Consider the following 20,644-nt stretch of genomic DNA (forward strand, 5'->3'; position numbering starts at 1 on the left):
GGACACTGTCATGATCCGTGGCATTCCGCTCGCCCTGCTGGCGCTGACCCTCGGTGCCTTTGCCATCGGCACCACCGAATTCGTCATCGTCGGCCTGATCCCGACCATCGCTGCCGACCTGCAGGTCAGCCTGCCCTCGGCCGGCCTGCTGGTCTCCCTGTATGCCCTGGGCGTGGCCGTCGGCGCGCCGGTGTTGACCGCGCTCACCGGCCGCGTGCCGCGCAAGACCCTGCTGGTGGCGCTGATGGTGCTGTTCACCCTCGGCAACGTCATCGCATGGATGGCACCGGGCTACACCTCGCTGATCGTCGCCCGCATCCTCACCGGCCTGGCCCACGGCGTGTTCTTCTCCATCGGCTCGATCATCGCCACCGCCGTGGTGCCGAAAGAGAAGGCCGCCAGCGCGATCGCCATCATGTTCACCGGCCTGACCGTGGCGCTGGTGACCGGCGTGCCGCTGGGCACCTTCATCGGCCAGCACCTGGGCTGGCGCGCGACCTTCCTGGCCGTGGCCGGCCTGGGCGTGATCGCGCTGCTGGGCAGCCTGCTGTTCGTGCCGCGCGGGCTGGCGCAGAGCGCGCCGGCCACCTTCCGCCAGCAGCTGGGCGTGCTGGCGCAGCCGCGCCTGCTGATGGTGTATGCCATCACCGCGCTTGGCTACGGCGGCACCTTCCTGTCCTTCACCTACCTGGCGCCGATCCTGCAGGACGTCACCGGCTTCTCGGCCAACGCGGTCAGCCTGGTGCTGCTGGTGTATGGCGTGTCGGTAGCGATCGGCAACCTGTGGGGCGGCCGCATGGCCGACCGCATGGGCCCGATTCCCGCGCTGAAGCGCATCTTCGCGCTGCTGGCCATCGTGCTGCTGGTCATGACCTTCACCGCCCACAACACCTGGCTGATGCTGCTGACCGTGCTGGCACTGGGCGCGGTGGCGTTCGGCAACGTGCCCGGCCTGCAGGTGTATGTGGTCAAGCAGGCACAGCGCTACGCACCGCAGGCGACCGATGTGGCCTCGGGCCTGAACATCGCCGCCTTCAACATCGGCATCGCGCTGGGTGCGTCGCTGGGCGGCCTGGTGGTCGAGCACATCGGCCTGATGCATACGCCGTGGCTGGGTGCGCTGGTGGTGGTCGGTGCGTTCGCACTGACGGCACTCAGCGGCCGCCTGGACCGTCGCGACGGTATCGACGATCGCGCCGAAGGCATTGCGGTGAGCGCGCACTGATGCATGCAATGCACCGTTGCCGGCATGCACACGGCCCCTGCCCTACCCTTTGCGATCACCTCCTTCCCCCGCTTTGGAGTTCTCCATGACTGTCCCCGCTTTCGGCCTCGGCACCTTCCGCCTGAAAGACCAGACCGTGATCGACTCGGTGCGCAACGCGCTGGACGTCGGCTACCGCGCCATCGACACCGCGCAGATCTACGGCAACGAAGCCGAGGTCGGCCAGGCCATCGCCGAGTCGGGCGTGCCGCGTGACGAGATCTACCTGACCACCAAGGTGTGGATCACCGAGTTCAAGCGCGATGCGCTGCTGGCCAGCCTGCGCACCAGTCTGGAAAAGCTGCGCACCGACCATGTCGACCTGGCGTTGATCCACTGGCCGTCACCGAACGACAAGGTCGACACGCCGATGGAGGAGTATCTGCCTGCCCTGGCTGAGGCCAAGGCACAGGGGCTGGCTCGGGAGATCGGTATCTCCAACTTCACCATCGCCCAGACCCGCAAGGCGATCGAGATCCTCGGCGCCGATGCCATCGCCACCAACCAGATCGAGATCCACCCCTACCTGCAGAACCGCCTGCTGGTGAAGTTCCTGCAGGACAACGGGATCCGCGTCACTGCCTACATGAGCCTGGCCTACGGCGAGGTGATCAAGGACCCGGTGATCCAGGCCATCGCCGGCCGTCATCAGGCCAGCCCGGCACAGATCGCGCTGGCATGGGCGCTGCAGCAGGACTACGCGGTCATTCCGTCGTCGACCAAGCGCGAGAACCTGGCCAGCAACCTGGAAGCCGCCGCGATCCGCCTGACCGAAGACGACATGGCGCAGATCGCCAAGCTGGACCGTGGCCACCGCCTGGCCAATCCGGAAGGCATCGCACCGGCCTGGGATTGAAGAACGGCCGCCGGGCGTGGCCCGGCGCTACCGGATGACGGTGGGTAGCGCCGGGCCATGCCCGGCGGATCCATCAGTACTGCAACAACCATCCGCGCATTGCCGCACTCACCTCGTCCGGCTTCTCCATCGGCGCCAGGTGCCCACAATCGGGCACCACCACCAGCTGCGAATGCGGCACCAGCGCGTGCATCTCCTCGCTCACCGCCAACGGCGTGATGCGGTCGTTCGCACCACAGACGATCAGCAGCGGATCGCGGTAGCCGGCCAGCACATCGTGGCCATCACTGCGCTCCAGCGCGCTCTGGCGCAGGAACACCTCCGCACCCAGCCGTGCGGTCATGTCACGCACGCGCTGCACCAGCACGTAGTCGTCCAGCCGCGAGGCGTCGATATAGCTGCGCATCAGCGCGTCACCAAAGCCGTGGAATTTACCGGGCAGGCGCACGCTGGCGCGCTGGCTGCGGCGCTGTTCGGCACGTTCCGGGGAGTCGGCATGGATCGAGGTGTCGATCAGGGCCAGCTGCAGCACACGCTCCGGCGCGGTGCGCAGGATCTGCTGGGCGACAAAGCCGCCCAGTGAGAAACCGGCCAGCGCAAACCGCTCCGGCGCCTGCGCCAGTACCTCCTCGGCAACGGCCTGCAGGGTCTCGCCGTGGGTCTGGTCGCCCACGGTGCAGTCGGCGATATCGGCCAGGTCGGCCAGCTGCGCGCGCCAGAGTTCGGCGTCGTTGAGCAGGCCCGGGAGGAGGAGCAGGGGAATACGGTCGGTCATGCGGGTATTGTGGCGTCTTCAAACCCACAACACGACCAGACACCCATGGCCGACCCCTACAACAGCGGTGCCCCGACCACGTCCGCAGCGCGCTTCGAGGATTCGATGGTGACCACCGCCTTCGAGCTGCCCGGCTACCGCATCGCGCGCAACCTGGGCGTGGTACGCGGCATCACCGTGCGCTCGCGCTCGATCGTGGGCAATTTCCTGGGCGGCATCCAGACGATCTTCGGCGGCAACATCACCATCTACACCGAGCTGTGCGAGCAGGCGCGCGAGGAAACCTATCGTGACATGGTCAAGCATGCGCGGCAGCTGGGTGCCAACGCGGTCATCGGCATGCGCTACGACGCCACCGATGTGATGACCGGGCTGACCGAAGTGCTGTGCTATGGCACGGCGGTGGTGGTCGAGCCGCTGCGTTGAATCCGACGGTCCGCCGGGCATGGCCCGGCGCTACCGTCACGGTCACGCCACCGGCGGGACGTCGGGGACTTCCACCTGCTGCACCGGCAACGTCACCATCATCACCGTCGGGTCGTCCGGGTCCAGCCGGGTCTTGAAGCCCAGGCTCTGGCACATCGCCAGCATGGTGCTGTTCTCGCGCAGCACCTGGCCTTCCACCACGTCCAGGCCCAACCACTTGGCGTACTCGATCATGATCGCCATCAGGCGCCAGCCGATGCCGTGGCCCTTCAGATCCGAACGGATCAGGATGCCGTACTCGCCACGGTGGTAATCCGCATCGGCATGCAGTCGCACCGCGCCGAGCATTTCGCCGCTGCGCGGTTCGAGCGCCACCAATGCGATCGAGCGGGCGTAGTCCAGCTGGGTCAGGCGGGCGATGAACTCGTGGCTGAAATGCTTCACCGACTGGAAGAAACGCAGACGCAGATCCTCGTCGCTGACACGCGCGAAGAACGCACGGAACAGCGCGTCATCTTCCGGCCGCACCGGGCGCACGAACGCGCGACCGCCATCGGACAGCTCGATGGTGCGCTCCCATTCCTTCGGATACGGGAACACGGCGAAGCGTGGATGGCCACGGCCCTTGTGCAGGATGCGCGACGGCGCAACCGCAACGCGCGCGTCCAGCGCGAGGATGCCCTTGCTGTCCACCAGCAGGGGATTGATGTCCAGCGTGCGCACTTCGGGAATGTCCGCCGCCAGCTGCGCCAGTTTTACCAGCGCCAGTGCCAGTGCACGCTCATCGGCGGCGGGCACATCGCCATAGGCCTTGAGGATGCGCGAGGCCCGGGTCTGGCCGATCAGCTCGTGGGCCAGGCGCAGGTCAAGCGGCGGCAGCGCCAGTGCCTTGTCGTTGATCACTTCCACCGCCGTGCCACCGCGCCCGACCACGATCACCGGTCCAAACGTGGCGTCGTCGGCGATGCCGACGATGATCTCGCGCGCCTTCGGGCGGACGATGGTCGGTTGCACCAGCAGGCCGTCGATGCGCGCGTCCGGCCGCAGCTGGCGTGCACGGGCAAGGATCGCCTTGGCCGCGCTCTGCACCGCCGGCAGGGTCGCCAGATTCAGGCGCACGCCATCCACTTCGGATTTGTGCGGAATATCGGGCGACAGGATCTTCAGCGCGACCGTCGCGCCACGCTCCAGCAAGGGTTGCGCCAGGTCCATCGCCTCGTGCGCATCGCGCGCGTGCATCACCGGTGCAGAGGGGATGCCGTAGGCCTTCAGCAGTTCATGGGTGGCCAACGGGTCCAGCCAGCCCTGGCCATTGGCCAGCGCGGCTTCGACCAGCGCGCGCGCACGCGCGGTATCCACGCTGAAATCCTGCGGCAGGCTCGGCGGCGTTTCCATCAACGCGCTCTGTGCCTCCCGGTAACGCACCAGATGCTGGAAGCCGCGCACGGCCTCCGCTTCGGTGGGATAGGTCGGCACGCGTGCGGCATTGAGGGTGGCGGTGGCCTGGTCGTCGTTGCCCAGCCACACCGCGAATACCGGCTTGTCGCGGTGATGGCGCGGGCGCAGGCCGAGCGTGCGGGTCAGCGCCTGCGCCGCATCGGCCGACGAGGTGAACGCGGTAGGCACGTTGACCACCAGCACCGCATCGTTCTCGCTGTCGGCCAGCAACGCTTCGATGGCGGTGGCATAGCGATCACCATCGGCGTCGACCACGATGTCGACCGGGTTGCTGCGCGTCCAGCCCTGCGGCAGTACCGCATCCAGCTTCTGCACGGTGCTGTCGGACAGTTGCGCCAGCGTGCCCTGCAGGGCGATCAGCTGGTCCACCGCCAGGTGGCCGACGCCACCGCCGTTGCTGAGGATGGCCAGGCGACGACCGGGGAAGGTGCCAAGCCGGCCCAGCGACTCGGCCGCGGTGAACAGTTCGTCCAGCGCGCTCACCCGCAGCAGGCCGGCACGGTTGAATGCCGCGCCGTACACATCATCGGCGCGCGCCAGTGCCTGCACGTGGGTATCGGCGCTGCCCGGCTGTACCCGTTCGGCGCGCCCGGACTTCACCACCACCACGGGTTTGGCACGCGCAGCGGCGCGCGCGGCCGACATGAACTTGCGCGCGTCCTTGATCTGCTCGACATAGAGCAGGATGGCGCGGGTACGGTAGTCGGTGGCGAAGTAATCCAGCAGATCGCCGAAGTCCACGTCCATGGTGTCGCCCAGCGAAACCACGGCGGAGAACCCTACCGAGCGCGCCACGCCCCATTCCACCAGGGCGGCGGCAATCGCCGAGGATTCGGAGATCAGCGCGAGGTCGCCGGCCTGCGGGAAATGCGCGGCGATGCTGGCATTGAGCCGTGCATGTGGTGCGATCACGCCCAGGCAATGCGGGCCAAGGATGCGCAGGCCATGCGCGCGCGCGGCGGCCTCCACCTGTGCCCATGGCGAGCCCGGGCCTTCTCCCAGGTGCGCGGTGAGGATGATCGCGGCCTGCACGCCGCGTTCGGCAGCGGTGCGTACCACCTGCGGCACGATGGCGGCCGGTGCGGTGATCACCACCAGTTCCGGCACCCAGTCCAGGTCCTTCAGCCGCTTCACCGTGCGGATGCCATCGATCTCGGCATGGCGCGGGTTGATCCATGCCACTTTGCCGGGGAAGCCGGTGCCGCGCAGGTTGCGCATCACTGCGCGGCCCGCCGAGCGCTCACGCGGGCTGCCGCCGATCACCGCGACCGACTGCGGACGGAACACGGACTGCAGGTGGTAGGTACTCATGTGCCTACGTTACACGGACCGGCGCTGCGGCGGCATGATCGTGCGCAGGATCCTGGCATCGCATCCACGCATGGCGTGGATCCACCACGGCCGCCAGGACCAGTAGATCCACGCCATGCGTGGATGACGCCGCCGTTACAGCAGCGTCCCGTGCAGGATCATCGCGGCGATGCTGAAGTAGATGACCAGGCCGGTCACATCCACCAGGGTGGCCACGAACGGGGCCGAGGCGCTGGCCGGGTCGAAGCCCAGCCGCTTGAGGATGAAGGGCAGCATCGACCCGGACAGCGAGCCGAACGTGACGATGCCCACCAGTGCGGCACCGATGGTGATCGCCAGCAGGATCCAGTGCTCGCCGTAGTCATGGAAGCCACCGAGCTGCCAGATCACGATGCGTACGATGGCCAGGCAACCGAGGATGGCGCCGAGCACCATGCCGGTGGGCACTTCGCGCAGGGCCACCTTCCACCAGTCGCGCAGGCGCAGTTCGCGCAGCGCCAGGCTGCGGATCAACAGCGAGGTCGCCTGCGAACCGGAGTTGCCACCCGAGCTCATGATCAACGGAATGAACAGGGTCAGCACCACCGCGCGCGCCAGTTCGTCCTCGTAGTGCTGCATCGCGCTGGCGGTCAGCATCTCGCCAACGAACAGAACGCTCAGCCAGCCGGCGCGCTTGCGCAGCATCTCGAAGAAGCCGATCTGCATGTACGGCTTGTCCAGCGCTTCCATGCCGCCGAACTTGTGCGCGTCCTCGGTGGACTCTTCGATCAGCGCATCGAGAATGTCATCGACGGTGACAATGCCGAGCATGTGCTGCTGCGCGTCCACCACCGGAATGGCCAGCAGATCGTGGCGGCGGATCAGCCGCGCCACGTCTTCCTGGTCCATCTGCGCATCCACCATCACCGGCGGATTGACCTGGGCCACATCCAGGATCGATTCCTCCGGCAGCCCGGTGATCAGCCGGCGCATGGTCACCACCTGCTGCAGCTGCTGGTTGGCCGGGTCGAGCACGTAGATCGCATACACGGTCTCGCGCGTGCGTTCGACCTGGCGGATGTGCTGCAGGGTCTGGGCCACGGTCCAGGTGGCGGGCACGGCGACGAACTCGGTGGTCATCAGCGCACCGGCGGTGTTCGGCGGGTAGCTCAGCAGCTTCTGGATGGTCTGCCGGGCTTCGTTGCCCAGCAGCGGAATCAGCCGCGCGCGTTCTTCTTCATCCAGCTCGTGGACGATATCGGTGGCACGGTCGTCGGCCATCAACCCCAGCAGCGCGGCGGCGCGTGCCGGCGGCAGTGCGGCAACCAGTTCGCCACTGCGGTGCAGCTCCGGCGCCTCGAGCATCTTCACTGCGCGCGGCAGCGACAGCGCGGCCAGCGTCTCGGCGGCGCGCTGCAGTTCGAGCGTGTTGAGGAATTCCACCGCGTCGGCGGTGTTGTAGTTCGCCAGCGGTGCCGACAATGCTGCGGCATCGGCCACCGGACGCAGCAATTGCTTCTGGTTCATGGTGATTCGCCTTCATGGGGTGCGACCTCGCGCAACGCCAACGCAGGCAAACCGTCCCGGTGTCAGGCGGTGGCCATCGCTGGCGTCGACCGAGGTCGACTTCTACTGTCGCTGGACATGGGTTGGGGACTCCGGAGGGGTGTACTGCCGGACACGCCGGCAGCGGCGGGCAGTCTGGACCTGCGGTCGGTGCAGGTCAACCCGCCACGCTGACCGGACAATGGGCCCGCTGCCGTTCTCGTGCGTACACAGCGGCGCGCGCATAATGCCCAGGTGGCATCCGCCGCGCTTCCCCTCCCCGCCGAACGGACGCACAGCCGGCCTCCCGATGACCAGGTATTCCCATGCATAGCGGTGGTCTGGAACTGGCACTGGTGCTGCTGCTGGCCGCGGTGATCGCGGTGCCGGTGTTCAAGAAGTTCGGCTTCGGCGCGGTGCTGGGCTACCTGGCGGCCGGCGTGGTGCTGGGTCCGGACGGTCTGGGCTTCGTACAGGACGCCGACCGCATCCTCGGCGCGGCGGAGATCGGCGTGGTCATGCTGCTGTTCGTGATCGGGCTGGAGCTGTCCCCGGCCCGGCTGAAGGTGATGCGGCGCTCGGTGTTCGGCGCGGGCGCGGCGCAGGTGGCGCTGTCCGGGCTGGTGCTGGGCGGCCTGCTGCTGCTCGATCACTTCCAGTGGAAAAGCGCGCTGGTGGTGGGCGTGGCGCTGGCGCTGTCGTCGACTGCGGTCGGCCTGCAGCTGCTGTCCGAACACAAGGCGATCAACAGCGACCATGGCCGACTGGGGTTTGCCATCCTGCTGTTCCAGGACCTGATCGCCATTCCGCTGCTGGCCGCGATTCCGCTGCTGGGCGGGGTCAAGAACGAGACGCTGCGCTGGGAAGATGCGGCCGTCGCGCTGGGCGCGCTGGCGGTGGTGATCCTGTGCGGGCGGCCGGTGCTGCGCCGGGTGTTCGGCATCATCGCCCGCACCCGCAGCCCGGAGGTGTTCACCGCCACCGCGCTGCTGGTGGTGCTGGGCACCGCCTGGTTCATGCAGGAAGCTGGCCTGAGCCCCAGCCTGGGGGCATTCCTGGCCGGCGTGCTGCTGTCCGATTCGGAATTCCGGCATGAGCTGGAATCGCAGATCGAGCCGTTCAAGGGCCTGCTGCTGGGCCTGTTCTTCATTGCCGTGGGCATGGGCATCGACCTGGACCGCATCGCCGCCGAACCGTGGATGATCGCTGCGGGCGTGGCGATCCTGCTGGTGGTGAAGTTCAGCCTGCTGTACGCCATCGGCCGCATCGCCAGACTCAGCTCGCGGCAGTCGTTGCTGCTGGGCAGCGTGTTGTGGCTGGGCGGCGAGTTCGCCTTCGTGGTGTTCAACGAAGCCCAGCGTGCGCATCTGCTGGGCAATGCCAACCATGACCGGCTGGTGGCGATCGTCGGCCTGTCGATGGCGATCACCCCGTTGCTGATGATCGCCCTGATGCGCCTGCTCGGCGAGGAGAAGGTCGCGCCCCGCCAGGCGGCGGAGGCCGACAAGGTGGCGCCGGACAATCGCCCGAAGGTGCTGATTGCCGGCATGGGCCGCTTCGGCCAGGTGATCGCGCGCCTGCTCACCGCGCAGAAGGTGCCGTTCGTGGCACTGGAGGCGAACCCGGACACGGTGGCCGACCTGCGCCGCTTCGGCAACCAGCTGTACTACGGCGACCCTACCCGGCCGGAAATGCTGCGCGCCGCCGGCGGCGAGCACATCGACGTGTTCGTGATCACCGTGGACGACCCGGAAACCAACCTGCGGGCGGTGCGCATGGTGCGCCGCCTGTACCCGGACGCGACGGTGCTGGCGCGTGCGCGCAACCGCCAGCATGCCTGGCGGTTGATGGACATGTCGGCCGAACCGTTCCGCGAAGTATTCGGTACCAGCCTGGAAATGAGCGGGCGCGTGCTGACCGCGCTGGGCGTGGCACCGAACGTGGCCGAGCGCCATGTGCAGCAGTTCCGCGAACACGACGAGAAGCTGCTGCGCGACCAGTACCTGGTCTACGACGACGAGGCCGCCGTGATCCAGACCTCGCGCGATGCCCGCAACGACCTGATGCACCTGTTCGAAGCGGACGCGGAAAGCGACGGCGACAAGGAGCGCTGACGGCGGGCCGGTGTGCCGACCAACGGTCGGCACCCACCCAATGGAAGGCGACCTTCAGCCGTTGTCGCGCAGGAACCTGGCCATCGACGATACGCCCGCCACGCGCGGCTCGAATGCGGAAAGCGGCGGCGACAAGCAACGCTGATCGACGGGGTTGGGTAGTGCCGGCCGCTGGCCGGCAACCTCATGAACCCCGCCAGGATTGCTAAGCTGCCGGCCAGCGGCCGGCACTACCGCGCCTTGGGGTCAGCCGTTGTCGCGCAGGAACCTGGCCATCGAAGAGACACCCGGCACGCGCGGCTCGGACGCGGAAAGCGGCGGCAACAAGCAACGCTGATCGACGGGGTTGGGTAGTGCCGGCCGCTGGCCGGCAACCTCATGAATCCCGCCAGGATTGCGAAGCTGCCGGCCAGCGGCCGGCACTACCGCGCCTTGGGGTCAGCCGTTGTCGCGCAGGAACCTGGCCATCGAAGAGACACCCGGCACGCGCGGCTCGAACGCGGAAAGCGGCGGCGACAAGCAACGCTGATCGACGGGGTTGGGTAGTGCCGGCCGCTGGCCGGCAACCTCATGAACCCCGCCAGGATTGCGAAGCTGCCGGCCAGCGGCCGGCACTACCGCGCCTTGGGGTCAGCCGTTGTCGCGCAGGAACCTGGCCATCGAAGAGACACCCGGCACGCGCGGCTCGGACGCGGAAAGCGACGGCGACAAGCAACGCTGATCGACGGGGTTGGGTAGTGCCGGCCGCTGGCCGGCAACCTCATGAACCCCGCCAGGATTGCGAAGCTGCCGGCCAGCGGCCGGCACTACCGCGCCTTGGGGTCAGCCGTTGTCGCGCAGGAACCTGGCCATCGACGATACGCCCGGCACGCGCGGCTCGAACGCGGAAAGCGGCGGCGACAAGCAACGCTGATCGACGGGGTTGGGTAGTGCCGGCCGCTGGCCGGCAACCTCATGAACCCCGCCAGGATTGCGAAGCTGCCGGCCAGCGGCCGGCACTACCGCGCCTTGGGGTCAGCCGTTGTCGCGCAGGAACCTGGCCATCGAAGAGACACCCGGCACGCGCGGCTCGGACGCGGAAAGCGGCGGCGACAAGCAACGCTGATCGACGGGGTTGGGTAGTGCCGGCCGCTGGCCGGCAACCTCATGAACCTCGCCAGGATTGCGAAGCTGCCGGCCAGCGGCCGGCACTACCGCGCCTTGGGGTCAGCCGTTGTCGCGCAGGAACCTGGCCATCGAAGAGACACCCGGCACGCGCGGCTCGAACTCGGCGGCGACGTCGATGAAGCCGCGCATCACCGCGATCTCGCGCGGGCTGCGGTTCAAGCCATCGCGCGCTTCCGGGTCGGCACCGGCGCGCAGCAGGCGCTGCACCAGCAGCGGCAACCCATGCAGGGCGGCCAGGTGCAGCGGGCCGAAGCCGCGCGGATCGCGCACGTCCAGGCTGACGTCTTCATCCAGCAGGCGCTCGACGGCGGCCATCACCACCTGCTCGTCGCAGGCGGTTCCCGGTTCGGCGCGCGCGCCCAGCAGCAGCAGCAGCGGCGTGACCGCACCGGCGGCGGCCTGGTCCGGCTCTGCACCAGCCAGCAGCAGGGTATCGAGCAGCGCCAGCAGGCGCGAACGGTCGCGCGCACTGAAGCCATACAGTGCCGCGCAGTGCAGCGGCGCCAGCTGCTGGGCATCGCCGGCGTGCACATCGGCACCGGCGGTGAGCAGGCGCGCCACGATGTCCGGCAGGCCCAGCGCCGAGGCCAGCATCAGCACGGTGACCCCGCCTGGCAGGCGGTGTTCGAGCTGCGCACCGGCGTCGAGCAGGGCCGAGACGATCTCGACCTGGCGCATGCTGACCGCCGCTGACAACGGCGTGGCACCACTGGCAGCGGCATGCTGCGGATCAGCGCCGCGCGCCAGCAGCAGGTCGACCACGGCCAGGTGGCCACCGCCGGCAGCACGCAGCAGCGCGGTGCAGCCCTGCGCATCGACGGCGTCGATGGCAAAGCCCAGATCATTCAGACGACGCACGGCGTCGACATCACCGGCTATCGCGGCGGCCGGCAGATCGCCTTCGCGCAGGGTCCGGCGCGGCAGCGGCCAGACGCGCCAGTCCAGCCAATCAGCCAGATCACGACGACCGATCGACAACGCTACGCCCAGTGGTGTCTGCCCATCGGCAGCACGCGCTTCCGGCGAGGCGCCGTGCTGCACCAACAGCTTCAAGGCGCTTTCGCGCGCCAGTGCGGTGGCCAGATGCAGTGCGGTCATGCCATGGCTGTCGCGTGCTTCGCGGTCCACGCCGGTGGTGAGCAGGGCCTGCTGCAGGCGCAGCCAGCCCAGGCGCACCGCAAGCGACAACGGCGGATCACCGGCCGGCGAGGCGGCAAACGGATCGGCGCCCCGCTCCAGCAGTTCCAGCGCCAGCTGCTCAAGGCCACGCGCCGCCTGGTCGTGCTGCGCACAGGCGGCCAGGAAACGCGCCAGGCCACCACGCCCGGCCGGCGACAGGCCGTGCTGCAGCATCACCTGCAGGGCTGGCACGGCATCGATGCCACGCGAAAGCAGGGCGAACATCGGCGTATCTGCGCAGGCGTCGCGCACGTACGGATCGGCACCATGGGCGAGCAGCCAGTCGACCGCACGCGGCTCCAGCGCCAGCTCCGGATCGAGCAGCAGGCCACCCAGTTCTTCGGGCTGGCACAGCCTGGCCAGTGCGGCCATGCCATCGGTATTGCCGAACCCCAGCGCCTCGCGCAGCAGGGTCAACGGCGGGCGGTCGGGCAACAGGCCGCTGGCGCTGGCCGTCTCACCGCGCTCGGCCAGGCCATCGCTGACGGCGGCGGGCAGCGGGTAGAACGGGTCCAGCAGGGCAACGATCGCCCAGCGGCCGGCTTCGGCGGCGTAGTCCACCGCGCGCCGGCCGGCCGGATCGCTGCCGTCGGCGGCGATGCCCAGTTCCAGCAGGCGCTTGATCAACAGCGGCGAAACGTCCTCGGCCATCGTGGCCAGCAGCACCGCGTTGCGGCCATCGGCGTCGACCGCAACCAGGTCGGGTTTGTGCGGCAGCAGGTGCTCGACCACGGCAGCGCGGCCGGCGCGTGCGGCTTCCAGCCACGGGGTGCGGCCCAGCGCATCGCGCGCTTCCAGGTTGGCACCGGCGGCCAGCAGCACGCCGATGATGTCCACGTGGCCGGCCAGTGCGGCTTCATGCAGCGCGCTGCGGCGCTGGCGGTCGCGCGCGTCGGCACGTGCCTTGTGCTTGAGCAGCAGCTGCACCCCGGCCGGATCGTCGTCCTCGGTGGCGGCCGCGGCCAGCAGCACCGGGGTGCCGTCAGCCGGTTCGCTGCGCGCGCCACGCTCCAGCAGGAAGCGCGCCAGGCGCCAGTTGCCGACCTGGCAGGCCACCGCCAGCGGTGACCAGCCATCACGGTTCAGTGCGTCCACTTCAGCCGCCGCATCCCGCAGCAGTGCGGCCACGCCCGGGTCGGAACTGCGCGCGGCGTGGTGCAGGGGCGTGTTGCCCTCGCTGTCGGTGGCGCGCGAATCGGCGCCGTTGGCCAGCAGGGTCATCACCGCTTCCGGACGCCCATGCCAGCTGTCGCGGGTCGCGGCCAGCAACGGGGTCATGCCGCGGTGCGGCGCGTTCACATCGACGCCGCGGCCGATCAGCTCGCGCAGCAGGCGCAGGTCCGGCAATACTGCGGCCAGTACAGCCAGGCTGCGCTGGTCGCGCCAGTTCGGGTCAGGCAATGAATGCGGATCGGCGCCGGCCTGCAGCAACTGCAGCGCGCGGTCGATGCGGCCGTGGCGTGCGGCTTCGTACAGGGCCGGGGTCAGCTCCTGCGGCGCCAATGCTTCCAGCGGCGTGGTGTCCACCGCAGCGCTGAACAGCGTTTCGCGATCGACCGGCAGTTCAGCGCCAACCGGGCCGCGCAGCGAGACCAGCGGCGCCGGTGCGATGCGCTGCAGCAGCAGGTGCAGCAGCGGCGACAGCAGCAGCACCGCCAGCGCCGACGGCCAACGCGCGCTTTCCGGCAGCAGGCCCGGCCAGGTCGGCAGTACCACCAGTGCGGCCAGGGCCATCACCAGTGCAGCCACGCCAAGGCCACGCCAGGCGCTGAGGTCGCGGCCGGCCAACGCCTGCCAATGCTGGGCCAGGCCACCATCGAGGCGCTCGACATCGTTCCACAGCGGCCAGGTGCGCCAAGCCGCCAGCAGGCCAGCGCTGACCAGCACGCTCAGGCCCAGCACCGCAGCCAGGCTGCCGCTGTCGCGCAGCGCGGCCAGGGGCCAGGCCAGCAACAGGGCCAGCAGCAACGGCGCGGCGGTCCACAGTGCCAGCAGCGCCGGCAGGTCCTGGCGGGCGATCACCTTCGGCGGCAGCAGCGCGCGGCTGCGCCGCCACCACGAGATCCCCAGTGCGAACGCCGGTTGTGCCAGTGCCGCCAACACCGCACCGGGCAGGCCGCCCAGCGCCGAACCCAGTGCCAGCAAGGCACCCAGGGTGAAGGCCAGCGACAGGGCGCGGGATCGGGAAAGCTCAGTCATAGTGGCGCAGCATCATGCTGCTCACCGATGGCGGCACCTGCAGGTAGAACCCGCGCTCGGTCAGTTCGCTGCGCACCTTGGCCGGGTCGGCCTGGGCCAGCCGGCGCTCCGCGCCGAGGGTCACGTCCAGCACGAAGACGAGCGGACCCAACGACGCCGACAGCGGCGCAGGCAAAGCGCTGAAGTCATCGCGTCGGGCGAGATAGACGTAGGTGTCCGGCTTGAGTTGGCTTTTATAGACGTAGGCGTGCATGTCCACGGGACGATAACCCGGGAAGAGCCGTGATTGTGTCGGAAAGCCGACACCGGGGAAAGCCGTCACGCGACGATGGCGGCGCGATCGACGGCGTTTCCCCGTTGGGGTTCAGCAATGTGGCGACGCCGTTCAGGCTGCGCCACCGGTCGGCAGCGCTTACTTGACCTTGGCGTAGGTGCCCTTCAGGGCCACGCCGGCGACGAAGGTGCCGGCCCAGCACTCGTAGTTGGTCGCGCTCTTGAACTCGTTCTTCTTGTAGTAGCTGACGATGTCGACCACGGCGTTGGCGCCGCGCGACTTGGCACCGTCCTGCAGGGCCAGCAGTGCCGACAGGGCAACCCAGTTGCAGGCCTCGACGTCGCTCTTGTTGGCGGCGTTGGTCTTCTTGTTGGTCACGTCCTCGCCCAGGCGCTGCTGCACGCTGACCGGCTGGCCGGCCAGGTAGAAGCGCACGCTGCCGTCGATGCCGGCATCTTTGGCGGCCTGCGAACTGATCAGCTCGCGCAGGGACTGCTCGACGCGGGTATCGCGCGCCGAAGCGGTGGAAGTCAGGGCCAGCAGCGCGGTGGCAGTGGCGATCAGCAGGGTGCGGCGCATCGGAACGTCTCCTTGTTGGTGTGCGGGTACAGCGGGATCACGCGCTCCAGCGGCGGAACACCAGCGAGGTGTTGATGCCGCCGAAGGCGAAGTTGTTGCTCATCACGTACTCGGCCTGCAGCTCGCGGCCTTGCCCGGTGATGAAGTCGAGCTGGCCGCAGCGCGGGTCCACCTCGACCAGGTTCAAGGTGGGCGCGAACCAGCCGGCGCGCATCATCTCGATGCTCATCCAGGCTTCGAACGCACCGCAACCGCCCAGCATGTGGCCGACGTAACTCTTCAACGAGCTGATCGGCACGCGGCTGCCGAACACCTGGGCGGTGGCCTGGGTCTCGGCGATGTCGCCGTGGTCGGTGGCCGTGCCGTGGGCGTTCACGTAGTCGATCTGCGCTGGCTGCAGACCGGCGTCTTCCAGCGCCAGGCGCATGGCCTGGGCCATGGTGTCGGCGCTGGGCTGGGTGACGTGCTGGCCGTCGCTGTTGGTGCCGTAGCCGACGATCTCGGCGAGGATGGTCGCGCCGCGTGCCTGTGCGTGTTCCAGATCCTCCAGGATCAACGTGCAGGCGCCCTCGCCCAGCACCAGGCCATCGCGGCCGGCATCGAACGGACGGGGGGTGGTGTGCGGTGCGTCGTTGCGCGTGCTGGTGGCAAACAAGGTGTCGAACACCGCCGCAGCCGTGGCGTCGAGCTGTTCGGCACCACCGGTCACCATCACCGTCTGCTTGCCGCTGCGGATCGCTTCATAGCCGGCGCCCACGCCCTGGCTGCCCGACGTACAGGCGCTGGAGGTGGTGTAGACACGCCCGGACAGGCCGAAGAACACACCGATGTTGACCGGCGCGGTGTGGCTCATCATCTTCAGGTAGGTGGTGGCGCTGATGCCGTCGGTGGTGAACTCATGCAGCATGCGGCCGAATTCGCCGGTGGCTTCGTGGCTGCCCGACGACGAGCCATAGGCCACGCCGGTACGGCCACTGCGCAGCACCGGGTGCTCGAACAGGCCCGCCTCACGCAGGGCGACCTCGGTGGCGCGCACCGACATGATCGCCACCTTGCCCATCGAGCGGGTGGTCTTGCGGTTGTAGTTCGGCGGCAGCTCGTAGTCCTGCGCCGGCGCGGCAAGCTTGGTGTTCAGGCCCGCATACACATCCCATTCCGGCATCGAACGCACCGCATTGCGGCAGCTGCGCAGATGGGTCTGGATGGTCGGCCAGTCGTGGCCGAGCGGACTGATGGCGGCAGCACCGGTGACCACCACGCGACGATCGGCGGCCATCAGATCATCCCTCCGTTGACCGAGATCACCTGGCGGGTGATGTAGCCGGCCGGCTCGGACAGCAGGAACGCGACCGTGGCCGCCACTTCCTCGGGACGGCCGACGCGGCCGGCCGGGATCAGCTTCAATGCGTGTTCGACCACTTCTTCGTTGAGCATGTCGGTCTCGATCAGGCCCGGGGCCACGCAGTTGACGGTGATCTGGCGGCTGGCCAGTTCCAGCGCCAATGCCTTGCTGGCACCGATGATGCCGGCCTTGGCCGCACTGTAATTGACCTGGCCACGGTTGCCGGCCACGCCGGACACCGAGGACAGGGTGACGATGCGGCCCGGCTTGCGCCGCCGCACCATCGGCATGATCAGCGGATGCAGCACGTTGTAGAAACCGTCCAGGTTGGTGTGGATCACCTGGTCCCAGTCGTCCTCGGACAATGCCGGGAACGCGCCGTCACGGGCGATGCCGGCATTGCACACCACGCCGTAATAGGCGCCATGTGCCTCCACGTCGGCCTCCAGCGCAGCACGCGCGGCAGCACGGTCGGCCACGTCGAAGGCCAGCACGCGGGCCTGCCGGCCCAGCGCCTGGATCTCGTCGGCCACCGCCTGTGCTTCTTCCACACGGCTGCGGCAATGCACCACCACGTCGAAGCCATCGCGCGCGATACGCAGCGCAATGGCCCGGCCGATGCCCCGGCTCGCGCCGGTCACCAGCACGCTTGGATTCCCTGTCATGCCTGTCCACTCTCCAGATAGGCCATCGAGTCGGCCGGTTCGAACACCGACACGTTGGCAACCGCCCATTCTTCTTCCCCTGCCAGGATGCGGCAGGCGAACATCCCTAATCCATTGTCGCCCAACAGCTCGCAACGCGCCTGTACCTGCAGGCGGGTGCCACTGGGGAAACGGCTGCGCGTGCTGGTATAGCGCCGGCTGCCAAGCAGGAAGCCCAGCTGCGGCGGGTTGCCGGCCGTGCGCGCGCGGCAGCCGGCCCAGGCAGCGATGGCCTGGGCCATGTATTCAATGCCAACCCATGCCGGGATCGCACCGTCTTCGATGAACAGGCCGGCCTCGGGCACCACCAGTTCTGCCTCGATGCCATCCTGGTCCCAGCGCAGGATGCGGTCCAGCAGGCACATGTCCTGGCGGTGCGGCACCACCTCCTCGATGGCATACAGCGGCATGTTCATCGGCGCTCCAGTGCCAGCACGGCATTGCTGCCGCCGAAGGCGAACGAACTGCTCAGCACCCGCCGCGGCGGCGACGGCAGGAACGTTGCCGGCGCCACCAGCGGCAATGCCGGCAGCGCCGGATCGGCGACGCCGTCCCACCAGTGCGGCGGCAGCTGCTGCTGCGGATTCCCGGCCAGCACGATCCAGCACAGCGCCGCTTCGATCGCACCGGACGCGCCCAGCGTGTGCCCGGTCAGTGGCTTGGTCGAGCTGGCCGGCACCCCGGTGCCCAGTACCTGCGCCACGGCGTGGCTTTCCATGGCGTCGTTGTGGCCGGTCGCAGTGCCGTGCAGGTTCACGTAATCCACGTCCGAAGGTGCCCAGCCAGCACGCTGCAACGCCTGCTGCAGGGCATCGATGGCACCCAGCCCCTGCGGGTCCGGTGCCGACATATGGTGCGCGTCGGCCGACTCACCCCACCCCGCCAGACTGACCGGACCAGCATCGCGGGTCAGCAGGAACAGCGCGGCGCCCTCGCCGATGTTGATCCCGCAGCGATGCTGCGAGAACGGATTGCAGCGCACTGCGGAGACCGACTCCAGCGCGCTGAACCCGGCAACGGTGAACCGGCACAGGGAATCGGCACCACCGGCGATGACCGCATCGACGATGCCGGAACGCAGCATGCGCGCGGCCGACATCAACGCCTTGGCGCTGGACGAACAGGCCGTGGACAGCGTCCAGGCCGGGCCCAGCGCACCGCTGCGCTCACGCACGAACTGCGCGGCGGTGCCCATTTCCTGCTGTGCGTAGTCGAAGCCCTCGGGCCAGTGGCCGTGCTCGGCACGGGTGCGCAGCGCCTGTTCGGATTCACCGATGCCCGAGGTGCTGGTGCCCAGCACCACGGCTACGCGCTCGGCGCCGTAACGGTTGATGGCATCGGCAACGGCCGGCGCGATCTGCGCCAGTGCCACGTCCAGCAGAGCATTGTTGCGGCCACGCAGGGACACCGGCAGTTCTTCCAGCGTCGGCAGCGGGCTGTGCACTTCGCCCAGCGCGAGCGTGCGACCTGGCAGCAGGCTGGCGTTGTCGCTCAGGCCGCCGGGCGCATCGGCGAACAGCGCAGCGGCCACCGCCGCGCGGCCCTCGCCCAACGCGCAGACCACGCCGAGGTCGTTCAGGAAAATGGGAGCGCTCTTCATTCCTGACCGGCCATGTCGATCGATTCGATGCGCAGGGTGTAACCCTCGGCGCGGTTGTCCAGCTGCACGCTGCCATCGCCCAGGCGCTGCAGCTGCAGCCACACGGTGCCGTCGCGGGACAGGCTGCGCTGGCGGCCGTCGTCGCTCACCTGCCAGCCGGCCGGCAGCGCGGCGGCAATGGCGTCCGTCGGCCACAGCGCGAACTGCAGGTCATCCAGTACGCGTTCGGCACGCACCTGTGGCGGCAGCCACGGTGCACGCTGCTGGGTCAACTGCTGGCCGTCCCACTGCAGGCGCACGCCGGTCTGGCCCATCGCCTGCACGGCCAGCCGCACCTGCTGCGCGTCGGCTTCCAGCAGCGCATCCAGATCACGCTCGTGGCTGCCGAAGCGGAAGTGCAGCAGCTGCTGCAGGGCCAACGGCGCCGGCAGGCTGGACGGTGCCAGCCGCAGCGGCGGCAGTTCGACCAGCGGCCGCGGCATGCGGCTGGCACAGGCGGCCAGCAGCAGGCACAGCAGGACCGCGGAGAGGCGGACGATCAGGCGCTGCACAGTTCCTCCAGCACGCGCATGCGACGGCCACTGTCGTCGGCCACATACGGATTGTTGGTATCCCAAGCGTAGCCGGCCAGGATGGAGCTGATCATGTCGCGCACCTGCGGCTGCTGGTCGGGGTGGTAGATGATCTTCTGGAAGCCGCCCTGGTACCAGCTTTCGACGAAGCGGCGGAAGGTTTTCACGCCGGCACGCAGCGGAATCGAGAATTCGCTTTCCCAGTCCACGGTCTCGCCCGCGTAACGGCGCTTGAGGCATTCGCTGGCCAGCTGCGCCGACTTGAACGCGATGGTGACGCCGGAGGAGAACACCGGGTCGAGGAACTCACCGGCGTTGCCCAGCAGCGCATAGCCCGGGCCCCACAGCGAGCTGACATTGGCCGAATAGCCGGTGATGCGGCGCACCGGCAGCACCGCCCATTCGGCATTGGCCAGCAGCGAGGTCAGGTTCGGATCCTCGCCGACGATGGCCTGCAGCTTCTGCAGGTCGTCGCCTTCGTAGCGCTCGAAGAACGATGGCTCGGCGACCACGCCCAGCGAGCAGCAGCCGTTGGAGAACGGGATCGTCCAGTACCAGACGTCGATGTGCTCGGGATGGGTGGTGATCAGGATCTTGTTGCGGTCGAAATCCGCTTCGGCCGGAATGTTGTCGCGCACGTGGCAGAAGATCGCGCCGCGCACCGGGAAGTTGGACGGTGATTCCAGGTCCAGCAGGCGTGGCAGCAGGCGCGCGAAACCAGAGGCGTCGAGGATGAAATCGGCTTCGATGCGGTACTCGCTGCCATCGGGGCGGCGCACGCTCACCAGCGGCTGCTCGCCCGGCTCGACGGACAGCACTTCGTCGCCGAAGCGCAGGGTCGCGCCCATGCGCTCGGCGCCGCGCGCCAGCACGTTGTCGAAGTCGGCGCGCTGCACCTGGTAGGTGGTGCCCCAGCCCGGCGAGAACTTCTTCCTGAAGTCGAACGCGGTGCGCGCTTTCCCGTGCACGAAGGCCGCGCCGTTCTTGTACTGGAAGCCCGCCTCGACCACGTCCTGCAGCAGGCCCGCCGCTTCGATGTATTCCATGCTCTGCGGCAGCAGGCTCTCGCCGATGGAGAAGCGCGGGAACTGCTGGCGCTCCAGCATCAGCACCTTGCGGCCCTGCTGGCGCAGCATCGCCGCGGCCACCGAACCGGCCGGGCCGGCGCCGATGATCAGGATCTCGGTACGTTCCACGTCTTCGTGGCGGGAAGAATCAGCGGCATCCACAGCAGTAGTCATCGGTGCGTCCTTGTTGCTCGATCAGGTGGAAAAGCGGAGGAATCGGAATGAAGCGTGCC

At 68.6% G+C, this 20,644-nt stretch carries 16 protein-coding genes; 4 read left to right on the plus strand and 12 right to left on the minus strand.

The window, feature by feature from the left end; translation table 11 throughout:
• Nucleotides 1-10: 10 nt before the first annotated feature.
• The gene (locus tag LMF57_RS19380) at nucleotides 11-1,225 is read left to right on the plus strand and encodes an MFS transporter (protein WP_059065570.1); all 1,215 of its coding nucleotides are present in this window, start codon (nucleotides 11-13) and stop codon (nucleotides 1,223-1,225) included.
• Nucleotides 1,226-1,310: 85 nt separating this feature from the next.
• Nucleotides 1,311-2,120: a 2,5-didehydrogluconate reductase DkgB gene (gene dkgB, locus LMF57_RS19385; RefSeq protein WP_032976821.1), complete on the plus strand. Its 810-nt coding sequence runs from the start codon at nucleotides 1,311-1,313 to the stop codon at nucleotides 2,118-2,120.
• A gap of 73 nt (nucleotides 2,121-2,193) precedes the next feature.
• Here dkgB and LMF57_RS19390 read toward each other — a convergent pair whose 3' ends face one another.
• Nucleotides 2,194-2,895: an alpha/beta hydrolase gene (locus LMF57_RS19390; protein WP_025877606.1), complete on the minus strand. Its 702-nt coding sequence runs from the start codon at nucleotides 2,893-2,895 to the stop codon at nucleotides 2,194-2,196.
• Between the two features lie 45 nt (nucleotides 2,896-2,940).
• On the opposite strand from LMF57_RS19390, the gene LMF57_RS19395 reads away from it, so the two are divergent.
• The gene (locus tag LMF57_RS19395) at nucleotides 2,941-3,321 is read left to right on the plus strand and encodes a YbjQ family protein (protein ID WP_032976817.1); all 381 of its coding nucleotides are present in this window, start codon (nucleotides 2,941-2,943) and stop codon (nucleotides 3,319-3,321) included.
• Nucleotides 3,322-3,363: 42 nt separating this feature from the next.
• Here the strand turns inward: LMF57_RS19395 and LMF57_RS19400 are convergent, their stop codons facing one another.
• Together LMF57_RS19400 and mgtE are read right to left on the minus strand one after the other, a co-directional pair.
• Nucleotides 3,364-6,090 (minus strand): bifunctional acetate--CoA ligase family protein/GNAT family N-acetyltransferase, encoded by a 2,727-nt coding sequence (locus LMF57_RS19400; RefSeq protein ID WP_099844117.1) that lies wholly within the window; start codon nucleotides 6,088-6,090, stop codon nucleotides 3,364-3,366.
• A 135-nt stretch (nucleotides 6,091-6,225) separates the two neighbouring features.
• Nucleotides 6,226-7,596, minus strand: a complete 1,371-nt coding sequence (gene mgtE, locus LMF57_RS19405) for a magnesium transporter (protein ID WP_025877611.1) — start codon at nucleotides 7,594-7,596, stop codon at nucleotides 6,226-6,228.
• 344 nt (nucleotides 7,597-7,940) lie between these two features.
• Between mgtE and LMF57_RS19410 the strand changes: the two genes are divergently transcribed.
• Nucleotides 7,941-9,728: a monovalent cation:proton antiporter-2 (CPA2) family protein gene (locus LMF57_RS19410; protein ID WP_032976814.1), complete on the plus strand. Its 1,788-nt coding sequence runs from the start codon at nucleotides 7,941-7,943 to the stop codon at nucleotides 9,726-9,728.
• 1,206 nt (nucleotides 9,729-10,934) lie between these two features.
• On the opposite strand, the gene LMF57_RS19415 is transcribed toward LMF57_RS19410, so the two are convergent.
• From LMF57_RS19415 to LMF57_RS19455, 9 genes are all read right to left on the minus strand, one after another.
• Entirely contained in the window at nucleotides 10,935-14,273 is a 3,339-nt protein-coding gene (locus LMF57_RS19415) for an ankyrin repeat domain-containing protein (RefSeq protein ID WP_208081450.1), read from the minus strand.
• Nucleotides 14,266-14,526: a YcgL domain-containing protein gene (locus LMF57_RS19420; protein WP_117311718.1), complete on the minus strand. Its 261-nt coding sequence runs from the start codon at nucleotides 14,524-14,526 to the stop codon at nucleotides 14,266-14,268. The genes LMF57_RS19415 and LMF57_RS19420 overlap by 8 nt, the downstream gene beginning before the upstream one ends.
• A gap of 159 nt (nucleotides 14,527-14,685) precedes the next feature.
• Nucleotides 14,686-15,126, minus strand: coding sequence for a hypothetical protein (locus tag LMF57_RS19425; RefSeq protein WP_025877987.1), 441 nt, complete (start codon nucleotides 15,124-15,126; stop codon nucleotides 14,686-14,688).
• A 37-nt stretch (nucleotides 15,127-15,163) separates the two neighbouring features.
• Nucleotides 15,164-16,402, minus strand: coding sequence for a beta-ketoacyl-ACP synthase (locus LMF57_RS19430; protein WP_208081451.1), 1,239 nt, complete (start codon nucleotides 16,400-16,402; stop codon nucleotides 15,164-15,166).
• Nucleotides 16,402-17,133 carry a 3-ketoacyl-ACP reductase FabG2 gene (locus LMF57_RS19435; RefSeq protein ID WP_025877991.1) on the minus strand — a complete coding sequence of 244 codons (732 nt, stop codon included), beginning with the start codon at nucleotides 17,131-17,133 and terminating at the stop codon, nucleotides 16,402-16,404. The genes LMF57_RS19430 and LMF57_RS19435 overlap by 1 nt, the downstream gene beginning before the upstream one ends.
• Nucleotides 17,130-17,588, minus strand: a complete 459-nt coding sequence (locus tag LMF57_RS19440) for a hotdog family protein (protein WP_229290435.1) — start codon at nucleotides 17,586-17,588, stop codon at nucleotides 17,130-17,132. Before LMF57_RS19440 ends, LMF57_RS19435 begins: the two co-directional genes overlap by 4 nt.
• Entirely contained in the window at nucleotides 17,585-18,772 is a 1,188-nt protein-coding gene (locus tag LMF57_RS19445; protein ID WP_229290436.1) for a beta-ketoacyl-[acyl-carrier-protein] synthase family protein, read from the minus strand. The genes LMF57_RS19440 and LMF57_RS19445 overlap by 4 nt, the downstream gene beginning before the upstream one ends.
• Nucleotides 18,769-19,323 (minus strand): DUF3261 domain-containing protein, encoded by a 555-nt coding sequence (locus tag LMF57_RS19450; RefSeq protein ID WP_229290437.1) that lies wholly within the window; start codon nucleotides 19,321-19,323, stop codon nucleotides 18,769-18,771. The genes LMF57_RS19445 and LMF57_RS19450 overlap by 4 nt, the downstream gene beginning before the upstream one ends.
• The gene (locus tag LMF57_RS19455) at nucleotides 19,311-20,585 is read right to left on the minus strand and encodes an NAD(P)/FAD-dependent oxidoreductase (protein ID WP_080149576.1); all 1,275 of its coding nucleotides are present in this window, start codon (nucleotides 20,583-20,585) and stop codon (nucleotides 19,311-19,313) included. Before LMF57_RS19455 ends, LMF57_RS19450 begins: the two co-directional genes overlap by 13 nt.
• Nucleotides 20,586-20,644: the final 59 nt, after the last annotated feature.

It is taken from the genome of Stenotrophomonas sp. SI-NJAU-1, assembly GCF_020883215.1.
GTDB classification, from domain to species: domain Bacteria; phylum Pseudomonadota; class Gammaproteobacteria; order Xanthomonadales; family Xanthomonadaceae; genus Stenotrophomonas; species Stenotrophomonas indicatrix.

Coding starts and splice junctions, on each gene's coding strand:
- LMF57_RS19380 (WP_059065570.1), top strand. CDS start 11: ATGATCCGTGGCATTCCGCTCGCCCTGCTGGCGCTGACCCTCGGTGCC.
- dkgB (WP_032976821.1), top strand. CDS start 1,311: ATGACTGTCCCCGCTTTCGGCCTCGGCACCTTCCGCCTGAAAGACCAG.
- LMF57_RS19390 (WP_025877606.1), bottom strand. CDS start 2,895: ATGACCGACCGTATTCCCCTGCTCCTCCTCCCGGGCCTGCTCAACGAC.
- LMF57_RS19395 (WP_032976817.1), top strand. CDS start 2,941: ATGGCCGACCCCTACAACAGCGGTGCCCCGACCACGTCCGCAGCGCGC.
- LMF57_RS19400 (WP_099844117.1), bottom strand. CDS start 6,090: ATGAGTACCTACCACCTGCAGTCCGTGTTCCGTCCGCAGTCGGTCGCG.
- mgtE (WP_025877611.1), bottom strand. CDS start 7,596: ATGAACCAGAAGCAATTGCTGCGTCCGGTGGCCGATGCCGCAGCATTG.
- LMF57_RS19410 (WP_032976814.1), top strand. CDS start 7,941: ATGCATAGCGGTGGTCTGGAACTGGCACTGGTGCTGCTGCTGGCCGCG.
- LMF57_RS19415 (WP_208081450.1), bottom strand. CDS start 14,273: ATGACTGAGCTTTCCCGATCCCGCGCCCTGTCGCTGGCCTTCACCCTG.
- LMF57_RS19420 (WP_117311718.1), bottom strand. CDS start 14,526: ATGCACGCCTACGTCTATAAAAGCCAACTCAAGCCGGACACCTACGTC.
- LMF57_RS19425 (WP_025877987.1), bottom strand. CDS start 15,126: ATGCGCCGCACCCTGCTGATCGCCACTGCCACCGCGCTGCTGGCCCTG.
- LMF57_RS19430 (WP_208081451.1), bottom strand. CDS start 16,402: ATGGCCGCCGATCGTCGCGTGGTGGTCACCGGTGCTGCCGCCATCAGT.
- LMF57_RS19435 (WP_025877991.1), bottom strand. CDS start 17,133: ATGACAGGGAATCCAAGCGTGCTGGTGACCGGCGCGAGCCGGGGCATC.
- LMF57_RS19440 (WP_229290435.1), bottom strand. CDS start 17,588: ATGAACATGCCGCTGTATGCCATCGAGGAGGTGGTGCCGCACCGCCAG.
- LMF57_RS19445 (WP_229290436.1), bottom strand. CDS start 18,772: ATGAAGAGCGCTCCCATTTTCCTGAACGACCTCGGCGTGGTCTGCGCG.
- LMF57_RS19455 (WP_080149576.1), bottom strand. CDS start 20,585: ATGACTACTGCTGTGGATGCCGCTGATTCTTCCCGCCACGAAGACGTG.